Genomic DNA, 12,536 nt, shown 5'->3' on the forward strand with positions numbered 1-12,536 from the left:
CCCGCGCCCGCCGGCCTCGACCTGAGGCCGACGGGCGCCGTCGTCGTGCCGAGGGACGACGACGCACGGACGTCGGCCGCCCGACGGAGACCGTGGACAATGGACCCCGTGACGGTGCACAACCTGCAGATCACCGCGTCGGCCCCCGACCCGGCCCTCCTCGACCTGCCCTGGGACATCCCGCTCGAGGAGTGGCCGGCCGAGACCCTCGCGGCGCTGCCGCGCGGTATCTCCCGGCACATCGTGCGGTTCGTCCGCCTCTCCGGGCGCGTCATCGCGATCAAGGAGATCGGCGAGACGGTCGCGTACCGCGAGTACGAGTTGCTCCGCCAGCTCCGCCGGCTCGAGGTGCCGAGCGTCGTCCCGGTGGGGGTCATCACCGGGCGCCAGGACGCGAACGGCGAGCGGCTGGAGGCGGTGCTCATCACGGAGCACCTCCAGTTCTCGCTCCCCTACCGCGCGCTGTTCAGCCAGTCCCTGCGCCCGGACACCGCGACGCGCCTCATCGACGCGCTCGCGGTGCTCCTCGTGCGCCTGCACCTGATCGGCTTCTACTGGGGCGACGTGTCGCTGTCGAACACGCTGTTCCGGCGCGACGCCGAGACCTTCGCGGCGTTCCTCGTGGACGCGGAGACGGGCGACCTGCACCGCGAGCTCTCCCCCGGTCAGCGCTCGTACGACGTCGACCTCGCGCGCACCAACATCATCGGCGAGCTCATGGACCTCTCCGCGGGCGAGCTGCTCGACGAGGACGTGGACGAGGTCGCGATCGGCGACGCGCTCGTGGCGCGCTACGAGGAGCTGTGGGAGGCGCTGACCACGTCGGAGTCGTTCGACGCGAACGAGCGGTGGCGCGTCGCGGCGCGCATCGAGCACCTCAACAACCTCGGGTTCGACGTGGACGAGCTCGCGATCACGACCGACATCGACGGCACGACGGTGCAGATCCAGCCGAAGGTCGTCGATGCGGGGCACCACTCGCGCCGCCTGCTGCGCCTCACGGGCCTCGACGTGCAGGAGAACCAGGCGCGTCGCCTGCTCAACGACCTGGACTCGTTCCGGGCGGCGGCCGAGCGCCAGAACGACGACGAGGAGTTCGTCGCGCACGACTGGCTGAGCGGCGTGTTCGAGCCCACGATCCAGGCCGTGCCGCGCAACCTGCGCCGCAAGCTCGAGCCGGCGCAGCTCTTCCACGAGATCCTCGACCACCGCTGGTTCATCTCCGAGCGCGCGGGCCGCGACGTCCCGATGGCGGAGGCGACGCAGTCGTACGTGGAGAACGTGCTGCGCCACCGCCCGGACGAGAAGGCGATCCTCGGCCTCGCGCCGGGCGAGAAGGACCCCGAGTACTACGGCTGAGACCTGTCAGCGCCCCACGGGTCAGGGACCGGTGGGGCGCTGACTGGTCGAGCGGCTGTCAGGCCTCGCGGCGCAGGCGCGCGACCTCGTAGAGCGAGATGCCCGTCGCGACGGCCGCGTTGAGCGACTCGGTGTCCGAGCCGATGGGGATGGACGCGACGACGTCGCACGCCTCGCGCACGAGGCGCGAGAGGCCCTTGCCCTCGGACCCGGCGACGACGACGAGCGGCTCGGTCGCGAGCTGGAGGTCGCCGATCGCGGTCTCGCCGCCGGCGTCGAGCCCGACGACGAAGCAACCCGCCTTCTTGAGCTCACCGAGCGCGCGGACGAGGTTGGTCGCGCGCGCGACGGGCACCCGGGCGGCGGCGCCGGCCGAGACCTTCCACGCGGACGCCGTGACGCCCGCCGCACGCCGCTCGGGGACGAGCACGCCGTGCGCCCCGAACGCGCCCGCCGAGCGCAGCACGGCGCCCAGGTTGCGGGGGTCCGTCACACCGTCGAGCGCGACGATCAGCGGCGGACGACCCGTCGCCTCGGCCGCGTCGAGCAGGTCGTCGACGTCGGCGTACTCGTACGGCGGCACCTTGATCGCGACGCCCTGGTGCGCGGCGCCGTCGGTGAGGCGGTCGAGCTCCGGCTTGCCGACCTCGAGGAGGTCGTAGCCTCGGCCCGCGACGATGTCGACGATCTCGCGCGTGCGGTCGTCGGCGTCGAGGCGCGACGCGAGGTAGACGACCTCGACGGGGATACGCGCCCGCAGCGCCTCGAGCACGGAGTTCCGGCCCGCGACGACCTCCTGCACCGAGCCACGGCCCTTCGGGCCGCCGCCGCGCGAGGCGCCGCCCTTGGCGGGGCCGCCCCGCGTCGCGCCCCCGCGGCCGGTCGGCGTCGTGGCGCGCTTCTCCTCCGCGACCTTGCGCTTGTGCGCCGCGTGGTAGACGCGGTCCTCGGCCTTCGGCGTCGGCCCGCGGCCCTCGAGCCCCTTGCGGCGCTGTCCACCGGAGCCGACGGTCGCGCCCTTCTTGCTGCCGGGCTTTCGGGTCGCGCCGCGTCGTTGTGAGTTGCCAGCCATGGGTGTACCCGTCGTGTCGTGGTCAGGTCGGTCGGTGTCGGTCAGGTGGATCGACACCGGTCCGGTCGGTCAGGTCGGTCGGTTCGTGCGAGCGCAGGTGCGCCACCGAGTCCAGTGTCCCTCAGACACCCCGCCGAGGGAGAGCCGTGGTCCACCGAGGGAGAGGCGTGGTCATGACCACGCCTCTACCGCGCGGTGCCAGGCCTCCACCTCGCGGAGATGGTCGTCAGGCGAGGGTCCAGCGCGCGCCGTCGGCCGAGTCCTCGACCGCGACGCCCGCCGCGGCGAGCCGGTCGCGGATCGCGTCGGCGGTCGCGAAGTCGCGCGCCGCGCGCGCCTCGGCGCGTGCCGCGAGCTCCGCACCCACGACCGCGTCGAGCACCGCCGCGTAGCGGGAGTCCCCGCGGTCGGCCCACTGCGCGTCCCCCGGGTCGAGCCCGAGGACGTCGAGCATGGCCCGCACCGCGACGAGGTGGTGCCGCGCGACGGCGTCGGCGGCGGTCGTGCGGTCCGCGAGCGCCGCGTTGCCCGCACGCAGGTGCTCGTGCACGACGGCGAGCGCCGCCGGGACGTTGAGGTCGTCGTCCATCGCGGCGGTGAACGCGGTCGGCAGCTCGGCCTCGGTCACGTCGCCGACGTCGCCCACGCGCTCGGTCGCGCGCTCGACGAACCCGGCGAGGCGCTCCCACGTGGCCTCGGCCTCGACGACCGTCGCGGGCGTCCACTCGAGCATCGAGCGGTACTGCACGGACCCGAGGGCGTAGCGCAGCACGGCCGGGCTCGTGGTCGCGAGGACCTCGCGCACGAGCAGACCGTTGCCGAGCGACTTGCTCATCTTGGCGCCGCCCTGCGTGACCCACGCGCTGTGCAGCCAGTGCTGCGCGAACCCGTAGCCCGCGGCGCGCGACTGCGCCTGCTCGTTCTCGTGGTGCGGGAAGCGCAGGTCGAGCCCGCCGCCGTGGATGTCGAACGTGTCGCCGAGGTACCGGCGCGCCATCGCGGAGCACTCGAGGTGCCAGCCAGGCCGACCGCGGCCGAAGGGCGTCGGCCAGGACGCGGTCTCCGGCTCGCCGTCCTTGGGGGCCTTCCAGAGCGCGAAGTCGCGCGGGTCGCGCTTGGCGGCGGCCTCCTCCGCGTCCGCGGGGACGTCGTCGGGCACGGGGTTGAGGTCCTCGAGGCGCTGGTTGGTCAGCGAGCCGTACTCGGACCAGGAGCGCACGTCGAACCACACGTCGCCCGGGCCGGTCGTGTACGCGTGCCCGCGCTCCACGAGCCGCTCCATGAGCTCGACCATGTCCGGCACGTGCCCGGTCGCGCGCGGCTCGTACGTGGGCGGCAGGACGCCGAGCGCGTCGTACGCGGCGGTGAACGCGCGCTCGTACGTCGCGGCCCAGGCCCACCACGGCTCGCCGGCGTCGGCGGACTTCACGAGGATCTTGTCGTCGATGTCGGTGACGTTGCGGATGAGCGTCACGCGCGACCCGCCGCGCCGCAGCCAGCGCACGAGCACGTCGAACGCGACGGCGGAGCGCATGTGGCCGATGTGGGGGGCCGCCTGGACGGTCGCGCCACACAGGTAGATGCCGACCTCGCCCGGAGTCAGGGGCACGAAGTCGCGCACGTCCCGCGTGGCGGTGTCGAACAGGCGAAGAGTCACGTCCGCAAGGGTACCGGGGACGTACCACCCCGGCCGAAGCGGCACGGGCAGGTCTCGCGGCCGATCCGGGTGCGGCCACGACCGGCCCGTGTCAGCCGAAGCTCTTGCCCTCACCGCGGTACGTGGGTACGACGTCGACCACCTCGTCCCCGCGCACGAGGTGCACGCGGTCGAACCGCTCCATCGCCTCGCCCGCCTTGCCGTGCCGGAACCAGACGCGGTCGCCGATGCCGAGGTCGGGAGCGCCCACGGCGCCCCGGGTCCGGTGCAGCGGCGTCTGGACCTCGCCCGCCCCCTCGCGGCCCGTGAGCGACCAGCCGGGCGTCGCGACGCGCGGGAGGCGGCTGCGCGACGCGGGACCCGACGCGACGTACCCGCCGCCGAACGCCGTCGCCCAGCCGGGAGCCGGCACGCGCACGACGTCGAGGCCGAAGAAGGCGGACGGCCGCGGCCGGAAGGACCGGTACTCGTCGAAGAGCCCGGGGACGTACAGCCCCGACCCTGCGGTGACCTCCGTGACGACGCCGTCCGCCGACGACGTCTCGAGCGAGCCCGTGCCGCCCGAGTTCACGAGCTCCAGGTCGTGCCCGACGACGTCGCGCACCGCCGCGACGACCTCGCCGCGGCGCTCGCCCAGCTCGAGCACCGAGAGCCGCTTGACCGCGCGGACGGCGAGGCTCGAGTCGGGCATCCCGGCGACCTGGGCCTCGTAGAACATGAGGCCGCGCAGCGCGAGGCCGGGCGTCGAGGCCACGCGCGCCGCGAGCGACGCGACGTCCGGGGGGTCGTGCAGGGGCGAGCGCCGCGTGCCGAGGTGGACCGTGACGAGCCCGAGGCCGACGCGCAGCGACGCGTCGACGTCGAGGCACACGCGCACGGGCGGCTCGTCACCCGTGCCGGTCTCCGCGAGCGCCTGCCGGACGAGCTCGAGGTGCGCGGGGTCGTCGACCATGAGCGTGATCTCGCGCCGCCCGGCCTCGTGCCGCGCGAGCGCGGCGAGGGCGCCGCGGTCCACCGACGGGTAGCCCACCAGGACGTCGCGGACGCCCGCGTCGACGAGCCACAGCGCCTCACGCACCGAGAACGCCATGACGCCCTGGAAACCGCGCTCCCCGGCGCGCGTCACGAGCGAGCGGACGCGCACCGACTTCGACGCGACCCGCACGGGTACCCCGCCCGCGCGTGCCAGGAGCTCGTCGGCGTTGGCGTCGAACCGGTCGAGGTCGACGACGGCGAGCGGCCCGTCGAGGTCGGCGGTCGCGCGTGTGAGCCGGGCGAGCAGCGACGGCGTCGCGCCGCGCTCGTCCGCGGCCCGGTCGGCCGTCCCCACGTTCGTCCCGGGTGCCACGTCGCTCGTCATGGGGAGAACGTACGCCACCCGGGGAGCGTGAGACAGTACGACCTGTGAGCAGCGACGACGCCCTCTCCTGGACCAACTGGGCCCGCACGGCCTCCGCCACCCCGCGCCGTCGGGCCTCGCCGCGCGACGAGGCGGAGCTGGGCGAGCTCGTCGCCCGCGCCGCCGCCGACGGGGTGCCGGTGCGTGCCGTCGGCGCGGGCCACTCCTTCACCCCCGCGGCCGTCACCGACGGGCTCCTGCTCGACCTGGACCGCATCGGCCTCGTCGAGCGGATCACCCGCGGCACGGGCGCGCCCGGTGCGGCCGACGCCGACGCGATCCTCGTGACCGTCGGGGCGGGTATCCGCCTGCACCGGCTCAACGAGGCCCTCGCGGCCGCGGGTCTCGCGATGCGCAACCTCGGCGACATCGACCGGCAGTCGATCGCCGGCGCGATCTCCACGGGCACGCACGGGACCGGGTCCCGCCTCGGCGGGCTCGCCACGCAGGTGCGCGGCGTCCGCGTCGTCGGGGCGGACGGCGAGGTGCGGGAGGCGTCGGCGACGCAGGACCGCGACCTGTTCGAGGTGAGCCGCCTGGGGCTCGGCGTCACGGGCGTCCTGTCGGCCGTCACGCTCGAGGTGGTGCCGGCGTTCCTGCTCCGCGCGCAGGAGGAGCCGTGGCCGCTGGACCGCGTGCTGGAGGGCCTCGGCACGCCGGACGACCCCGACGGGCTCGTCGGGGGCAACGACCACTTCGAGTTCTACTGGTTCCCCCACACGCGCCGGGCGCTGACCAAGCGCAACAACCGGCTCGCGCCCGACGAGGAGGCGGCGGAGCTCGAGCGCCTGCGGACCACCGGCCCCGGGCCGGTCGCGCGGGCGCGCACCTGGGTCGACGAGGAGCTGCTGTCCAACGGCGCGTTCGAGCTCGTCAACCGGCTCGCGACCGCGGTGCCGCGCGTCACGCCGCGGCTCAACGCCGTCTCGGCCCGCGCGCTCGCGCCCCGGACCTACGTCGCGCCGTCGCACCAGGTCTTCGTCACCTCGCGCCGCGTCCGGTTCCGCGAGATGGAGTACGCCGTGCCGCGCGAGCACCTGGTGGACGTCCTGTCGAGCATCGACGGCTGGCTGAACCGGTCGGGCGAGCACGTGCCCTTCCCGGTCGAGGTCCGGTTCGCGGCGCCCGACGACGTCTGGCTCTCCACGGCGCACGGGCGCGAGACCGCGTACGTGGCGGTGCACCAGTACGCGCGCCTGCCGCACGAGCGGTACTTCGACGCCGTCGAGCGCATCGTCGCCGAGGTCGGCGGGCGCCCTCACTGGGGCAAGCTCCACGGGCTCGGCGCCGACCGGTTCCGCGAGCTCTACCCCCGGTTCGACGACGCGGTGGCGGTCCGCGACGCGGCGGACCCCACCGGGGTGTTCGCGAACGCGTACACGGACCAGGTGCTCGAGCGCGCGCCGGGCGCGGCCCCGCGCGGCTGACCGCCGCTCGTCCGGCCCGCGGGCCCGTCGGTCAGGACACGGGCTCCGGGCCGTGCTCGCGCACCGGCGAGCCGTCGGGACGGAGCATCAGGGAGAGGACGTACTCGGCGAGCGCATGAAAGCTGCGGACCGCGGTCTCGTCGTCCTGCTCGACGAGCCACGCGATCTCGATGCCGTCGATGTACCCGGCGACGACGCGCGAGAGGAAGCCCATGTCCATCGAGTAGGTGACGTTCCCGCGCTCGGCGACGTTCTCGAGGAAGCCGCGGGTCATCGCCCACGTCTGCTCCAGGTGCGTGTGCGCCACGGACCGCAGCGCGCGGCTGCGCACGCCCGCCGTCGCGAACTCGAACGTGAGGAGGCGCATGTGCCGGCGGGGCGTGAGCCCGCTCCAGAGCCCGTCGGCCGCCGCGTGCGCGAGCTGGACGACGTCGCCGTCGACGTCGAGGGCGGCGCGCACCGGCTCGGACGCGACGAGGGCGAGGCTGTTGCCCATCGCCTGGAGGAGCTCGTCCTTGTCCTCGAAGCAGTAGTGCACGACGCCGAGCGACACGCCGGCCTCGGCCGCGACGCCACGGATCGTGACGGCCTCGACGCCCTCCCGGACGGCGATGGTCATCGCCGCGTCGACGAGCTGGGCTCGGCGTTCTTCGACGGACATTCGGTTCATGTGCGATTCATCCCATGTGTCGTTCTTGGGAAAGTCAGACACATCGATGCGCTCTCAGCGATCGTAGTGTCTGCTCGTGGGCCTGGCACCCGGGACGCCGGGAGGCGAGAATGGCGAGCCGAGCCCGCTGAGCCCGTCACGCCCCCTGCTCCCGACGAAGGACGACCGTGCCCCGACCGCGCCCCCCTCGCACCCTCAGGACCCTCGCGACCCTCGCGACCCTCGCGACCGCGGCGCTCGCCCTCGCGGGCTGTGGTGGTCCTGCGGACGCCGGGGCCGACGACGCACCGGTCACGTACGACGTCCCCGAGGTCCCCGTCCGGGTCACCGCTCCCCCGGGCTGGGAGCGCGCCGCCCGCGACGGAGCCTTCGTGCTGCGCGCGCCGAGCGGGTCGGGGTCGGAGGGCTTCCGGGCGAACGTCGTCGTGACGGGCACCCAGTCCGCGGCCACGCTCGAGCAGGCCGGCACGAGGACCGCCACGTCCGTCGACGCGATCCCGGGCTGGATCCTGGACGCCGACGGCCAGGGCACGACCACCCTCGGCGAGCTTCCCGCGTTCCGGGTCGCGGGCACGTACGAGACGGCCGGGACGGTCGTCGTGCAGGAGATCCTGGCGGTCCGGACGGGCGACGCGCCGGACGACTGGGTCGTCGACCTCACGGCCTCGTACGCCGACGGGGACGACGACGCCGCCGCGCAGACGCGCGCGATCCTCGAGAGCGTGCAGCTCGCCCCCACGGGCTGAGCTCATGCGGTCGGCGCCCCGACCGCGACGACGAGGGCCGTCGCGACGGCTGCGACGCCCTCGCCGCGGCCCGTGAGGCCGAGCCCGTCTGTCGTCGTGGCCGTGAGCGTCACGGGGGCCCCCGCGGCGGCCCCGAGGGCCGCCTCGGCCTCCGCGCGCCGGGTCCCGAGCCGCGGACGGTTGCCGATGACCTGGACGGCCACGTTCCCGATCTCGAACCCCGCCGCGCGGACCCGGCGCGCCGCCTCGGCGAGCAGTCGCGACCCGCTCGCCCCGGCCCACTCGGGCGCGCTCGTGCCGAAGTTCGACCCCAGGTCCCCGAGCCCCGTCGCCGAGAACAGCGCGTCGGCGGCGGCGTGCGCCGCGACGTCCGCGTCCGAGTGCCCGGCGAGGCCGCGCTCGCCCGGCCAGAGCAGCCCGCCGAGCCACAGCTCCCGCAGCTCGCCCTCGGGGGCGAACGCGTGCACGTCGACGCCGACACCGGTGCGCGGCAGCGGCAGGGCGGCGCGTGGCGGCGCGCCCTCGGGGTGCTCGGCGGGCGTCGTCATCGTTCCTCCCGGAGGGTCAGCGCGGCGACGCGCAGGTCGTGGGCGGTGGTGATCTTGGCCGCCGCGGTGTCCCCGGGCACGACGTGGACGGGGAGCCCGAGCGCCTCGACGAGGCCCGCGTCGTCGGTCGCGGCGGACCGCTCGTCGTCCGCCCGGTGGGCCGCGGACTCGTGCGCCCGGACGAGGAGCGCCCGGTCGAACCCCTGCGGGGTCTGCACCGCGCGCAGGACCGCCCTGTCCACGGTCTCGGCCACGGGCTCCGCGTGCGACGGGTCGCCCGCCCGCGCGGCCGTCACGCGCTTGATCGTGTCCGTGACCGGCAGCCCCGGCACGACCGCGGCGTGGCCCGCGCGCACGGCCTCGACGACCCGGCGGACCAGCGCGGGCGGCGCGAGCGGCCGCGCCGCGTCGTGGACGAGCACGACGTCGACCGGCTCTCCGCCCGGCCGCTCGACCAGTCCCGCGCGCAGCCCTGCGGCGACGGAGGCCTGGCGGGTGCCCGCGCCCTCGACGACCCGCACGGGCCGGTCGACCACCGGGTCGTCCCGGAGCAGCGCCGCGACGTGCTCCCGCAGGCCGGGCGGTGCCGTGACGACGATCGTGTCGACCGCACCGGACGCGCACAGCCGTCGCGCGGCGTGCACGACCAGCGGCAGGCCGTCGAGCTCGACGAGGGCCTTGGGCAGGTCGAGCCCGAGACGGGTCCCGGAGCCCGCGGCGGTGAGGACGGCAAGAGTCGGCACGGGCACACGCTACCCGGGCACGACGACGGGGAGGGCGCCGTCCGCACGGACGGCGCCCTCCCCGGTGGTCTGTCGCTCGGGCCGAGGCCCGGGACGTCAGGAGGCCAGCACCTCGTCGAGGATGGCCTCGGCCTTCTCCTCCTCGGTGTGCTCGGCCAGCGCGAGCTCCGAGACGAGGATCTGCCGCGCCTTCGAGAGCATGCGCTTCTCGCCGGCCGAAAGGCCACGGTCGGCGTCGCGGCGCGACAGGTCGCGCACGACCTCCGCGACCTTGATCACGTCGCCCGACGCCAGCTTCTCGAGGTTCGCCTTGTACCGACGCGACCAGTTGGTCGGCTCCTCGGTGTAGGGTGCACGCAGCACCTCGAAAACGCGGTCGAGACCCTCCTGGCCGACGACGTCACGCACGCCGACGAGGTCGACGTTCTCGGCTGGGACTTCGATGGTCAGGTCGCCCTGCGCGACCTTGAGCTTGAGGTAGATCTTGTCCTCTCCGCGGATGGTGCGCGTCTTGATCTCCTCGATCAGTGCGGCTCCGTGGTGCGGGTAGACAACGGTCTCGCCTACTGTGAACGTCATCTGTAGATGTCCCCTTTCGCGGTGGTCCACCTTACCACGCGGAAGGGCGGAAATCCGAGCCCCTGCGCCCCTTGACAACCCGCCCAGGATGACGTTTCCCCAGGTCAGCGCCGTGTCAGCGCGCCTCACGAACCTCGCGGGGAGGGCCACAGGGCCCCGCCGACCGCCGCCGGCCGCTCCCGACGCCCGCACGACGCCGCGTGACGCCGCTCACGCCCACGCCCCGCAGCGCCGGTTCCGGCCGCCCCGCCTCGCCCGACGCACTAGGCTGGGCGCGGAATCCAGTCCCCCCTCTCGCAGCCCTGGAGTGCACGTGACCCGCATCCCGACCCCCCGAGCAGCGACCCGTGCGGCGTCCCGAGCGACCGGCCGCGCGCGCTACTGGGCCGTTCCCCTCGTGGTCGCGAGCGTGGCCGTCGCGGCAGCCTGCTCCCCCATCGAGACGAACCGCCCCTACTCGCCGTCGGACGGTCTGCGCGTCAACCTCACCGACGACCTGCGCGGCCTCAACCTCCTCGTCGTGAGCGCGGCCGAGGGTGACGCCGGCGCGCTCGTCGGTGCCTTCGCGAACGACTCGACCGAGGACGTGGAGTTCGACGTGACGCCCGAGGGCGGCGACCCCGTGACCATCCCCGTCGCCGCCGGCGAGACCGTCTACCTCGGCACCGAGGACGGGTTCGACGCGCAGATCGGCCGCGTCGACGCGGCGCCGGGCGGCGTCCTGCCCGTGACGGTCAGCGTGACCTCGGGCGAGGAGCAGGCCATGTCGCTGCCCGTCCTCGACGGCACCCTCGAGGAGTACGCGCACCTGCTGCCGTGACGTGCTGGCCCGGGCCGGAAAAGGGCTCGGGCCGTGTCACCGGCTGCCGCTAGCCTTCGCGTGCCCGCCCTGACCGTCGTGGTCGGGGCACCTCCACGAAGGAACCCAGGTGACCCTGTCCCGTACCACCCGTCGGCCGCTCCTCCTCGTCGTGAGCGCCGTCGCCCTCGCCCTGACCGCGTCCGGCTGCGGCGCGATCCTCGACGAGATCACCGGGCCGTCCGAGGCCCAGCGCGACGAGCCCGGTGGCGAGGTGACCGAGGCGTCGGACGCCGACGTCTTCTCGGTCCAGGTGGGCGACTGCATCGTGACCGCGAAGCTCCCCGACGGCGAGAACGTCGAGTCCGTGCCCGTCGTCCCGTGCTCCGAGCCGCACGACGCCGAGGTCTACGCCGAGACGGAGCTCCCCGAGGGCGACTACCCCGGGGACGAGGCGATCCAGGCGAGCGCCGACGAGTTCTGCCTCGGGGAGTTCGAGGCGTTCGTGGGCCTCTCCTACGACGAGTCGGCCTACTACTACTGGCCGTTCACCCCGCGCGAGGAGGGTTGGAACACCCTGGACGACCGCGTGATCCAGTGCGTCCTCGACACCGACGGCACCGACGTGACGGGGTCGCTCCAGGGCACCGCGTCCTGACCTGACGCCCTCGCGCACGACGGCGCCCCTCCCCGCGTGGGGAGGGGCGCCGTTGTCGTTCCGGCGGCCGGCCAGGCCGGCCAGGGTCAGGTCACCCGAAGCGGCCGGAGATGTAGTCCTCCGTGGCCTGCTGGGTGGGCGAGGAGAACATCGTCGCGGTGTCGTCCATCTCGATGAGGCGCCCCGGTTTGCCGGTCCCCGCGATGTTGAAGAACGCCGTGCGGTCGCTCACGCGCGCGGCCTGCTGCATGTTGTGCGTGACGATGACGATCGTGTACTCGTCCTTGAGCTCCGCGATGAGGTCCTCGATCGCGAGCGTCGAGATCGGGTCGAGCGCCGAGCAGGGCTCGTCCATGAGCAGAACCTGGGGCTTGACCGCGATGGCGCGTGCGATGCACAGGCGCTGCTGCTGCCCGCCGGAGAGGCCCGACCCCGGGCGGTCGAGACGGTCCTTCACCTCGTTCCACAGGTTCGCGCCGCGCAGGGACGACTCGACGAGGTCCTCGGCGTCGGACTTCGAGATGCGCTTGTTGTTGAGCTTGACCCCGGCGAGGACGTTCTCCTTGATGGACATCGTCGGGAAGGGGTTGGGCCGCTGGAAGACCATGCCGACCTGACGGCGGACGGCGACCGGGTCGACGTCGTCCCCGTAGAGGTCGACGCCCTCCATCGCGACCGTCCCCTCGACGCGCGCGCCGGGGATGACCTCGTGCATGCGGTTGAGGGTCCGCAGGAAGGTCGACTTGCCGCAGCCGGACGGGCCGATGAAGGCCGTCACGGACTTGGGGTCGATCGTCATGCCGACGTCCTGCACGGCGAGGAAGTCGCCGTAGTAGATGTTGAGGTCCTTGACGTCGATGCGCTGTGCCATCGGAGCTG

The 12,536-nt window shown here is 74.2% G+C and carries 13 protein-coding genes; 5 read left to right on the plus strand and 8 right to left on the minus strand.

All coding sequences use genetic code 11. The features are described from left to right. Nucleotides 1–99 precede the first annotated feature (99 nt). Nucleotides 100–1,359 carry a DUF4032 domain-containing protein gene (locus tag FB00_RS15845; RefSeq protein ID WP_047233882.1) on the plus strand — a complete coding sequence of 420 codons (1,260 nt, stop codon included), beginning with the start codon at nt 100–102 and terminating at the stop codon, nt 1,357–1,359. A gap of 58 nt (nt 1,360–1,417) precedes the next feature. On the opposite strand, the gene rlmB is transcribed toward FB00_RS15845, so the two are convergent. From rlmB to FB00_RS15860, 3 genes are all read right to left on the minus strand, one after another. Further along, on the minus strand, nt 1,418–2,431 hold the full coding sequence (gene rlmB, locus FB00_RS15850; RefSeq protein WP_047233919.1) for a 23S rRNA (guanosine(2251)-2'-O)-methyltransferase RlmB: 1,014 nt from the start codon (nt 2,429–2,431) through the stop codon (nt 1,418–1,420). A 226-nt stretch (nt 2,432–2,657) separates the two neighbouring features. Beyond that, complete coding sequence (gene cysS / locus FB00_RS15855) at nt 2,658–4,088, minus strand: cysteine--tRNA ligase (protein ID WP_047233883.1); 1,431 nt, start codon at nt 4,086–4,088, stop codon at nt 2,658–2,660. 91 nt (nt 4,089–4,179) lie between these two features. Next, entirely contained in the window at nt 4,180–5,448 is a 1,269-nt protein-coding gene (locus FB00_RS15860) for an alanine racemase (RefSeq protein WP_082141401.1), read from the minus strand. A 44-nt stretch (nt 5,449–5,492) separates the two neighbouring features. Between FB00_RS15860 and FB00_RS15865 the strand changes: the two genes are divergently transcribed. Further along, nucleotides 5,493–6,914, plus strand: a complete 1,422-nt coding sequence (locus tag FB00_RS15865; protein WP_047233884.1) for a D-arabinono-1,4-lactone oxidase — start codon at nt 5,493–5,495, stop codon at nt 6,912–6,914. Nucleotides 6,915–6,945: 31 nt separating this feature from the next. Here FB00_RS15865 and FB00_RS15870 read toward each other — a convergent pair whose 3' ends face one another. Further along, nucleotides 6,946–7,584 carry a TetR/AcrR family transcriptional regulator gene (locus FB00_RS15870; RefSeq protein ID WP_047233885.1) on the minus strand — a complete coding sequence of 213 codons (639 nt, stop codon included), beginning with the start codon at nt 7,582–7,584 and terminating at the stop codon, nt 6,946–6,948. 167 nt (nt 7,585–7,751) lie between these two features. On the opposite strand from FB00_RS15870, the gene FB00_RS15875 reads away from it, so the two are divergent. Then, nucleotides 7,752–8,330: an LpqN/LpqT family lipoprotein gene (locus FB00_RS15875; RefSeq protein WP_047233886.1), complete on the plus strand. Its 579-nt coding sequence runs from the start codon at nt 7,752–7,754 to the stop codon at nt 8,328–8,330. Between the two features lie 2 nt (nt 8,331–8,332). Here the strand turns inward: FB00_RS15875 and ispF are convergent, their stop codons facing one another. From ispF to FB00_RS15890, 3 genes are all read right to left on the minus strand, one after another. Then, nucleotides 8,333–8,878, minus strand: coding sequence for a 2-C-methyl-D-erythritol 2,4-cyclodiphosphate synthase (gene ispF, locus FB00_RS15880; protein ID WP_047233887.1), 546 nt, complete (start codon nt 8,876–8,878; stop codon nt 8,333–8,335). Next, nucleotides 8,875–9,621: a 2-C-methyl-D-erythritol 4-phosphate cytidylyltransferase gene (gene ispD, locus FB00_RS15885; RefSeq protein ID WP_047233921.1), complete on the minus strand. Its 747-nt coding sequence runs from the start codon at nt 9,619–9,621 to the stop codon at nt 8,875–8,877. Before ispD ends, ispF begins: the two co-directional genes overlap by 4 nt. 96 nt (nt 9,622–9,717) lie before the next feature. Beyond that, nucleotides 9,718–10,200, minus strand: coding sequence for a CarD family transcriptional regulator (locus tag FB00_RS15890; RefSeq protein ID WP_024841917.1), 483 nt, complete (start codon nt 10,198–10,200; stop codon nt 9,718–9,720). A 313-nt stretch (nt 10,201–10,513) separates the two neighbouring features. On the opposite strand from FB00_RS15890, the gene FB00_RS15895 reads away from it, so the two are divergent. Beyond that, nucleotides 10,514–11,020, plus strand: a complete 507-nt coding sequence (locus FB00_RS15895; protein WP_231581893.1) for a hypothetical protein — start codon at nt 10,514–10,516, stop codon at nt 11,018–11,020. A 109-nt stretch (nt 11,021–11,129) separates the two neighbouring features. Then, nucleotides 11,130–11,657 (plus strand): septum formation family protein, encoded by a 528-nt coding sequence (locus tag FB00_RS15900; RefSeq protein WP_047233889.1) that lies wholly within the window; start codon nt 11,130–11,132, stop codon nt 11,655–11,657. Nucleotides 11,658–11,748: 91 nt separating this feature from the next. On the opposite strand, the gene pstB is transcribed toward FB00_RS15900, so the two are convergent. Next, nucleotides 11,749–12,528, minus strand: coding sequence for a phosphate ABC transporter ATP-binding protein PstB (gene pstB, locus FB00_RS15905; protein ID WP_047233890.1), 780 nt, complete (start codon nt 12,526–12,528; stop codon nt 11,749–11,751). Nucleotides 12,529–12,536 lie beyond the last annotated feature (8 nt).

This window comes from Cellulosimicrobium funkei, assembly GCF_001019615.1.
In the GTDB taxonomy this organism is placed as follows: Bacteria; Actinomycetota; Actinomycetes; order Actinomycetales; family Cellulomonadaceae; genus Cellulosimicrobium; species Cellulosimicrobium cellulans_E.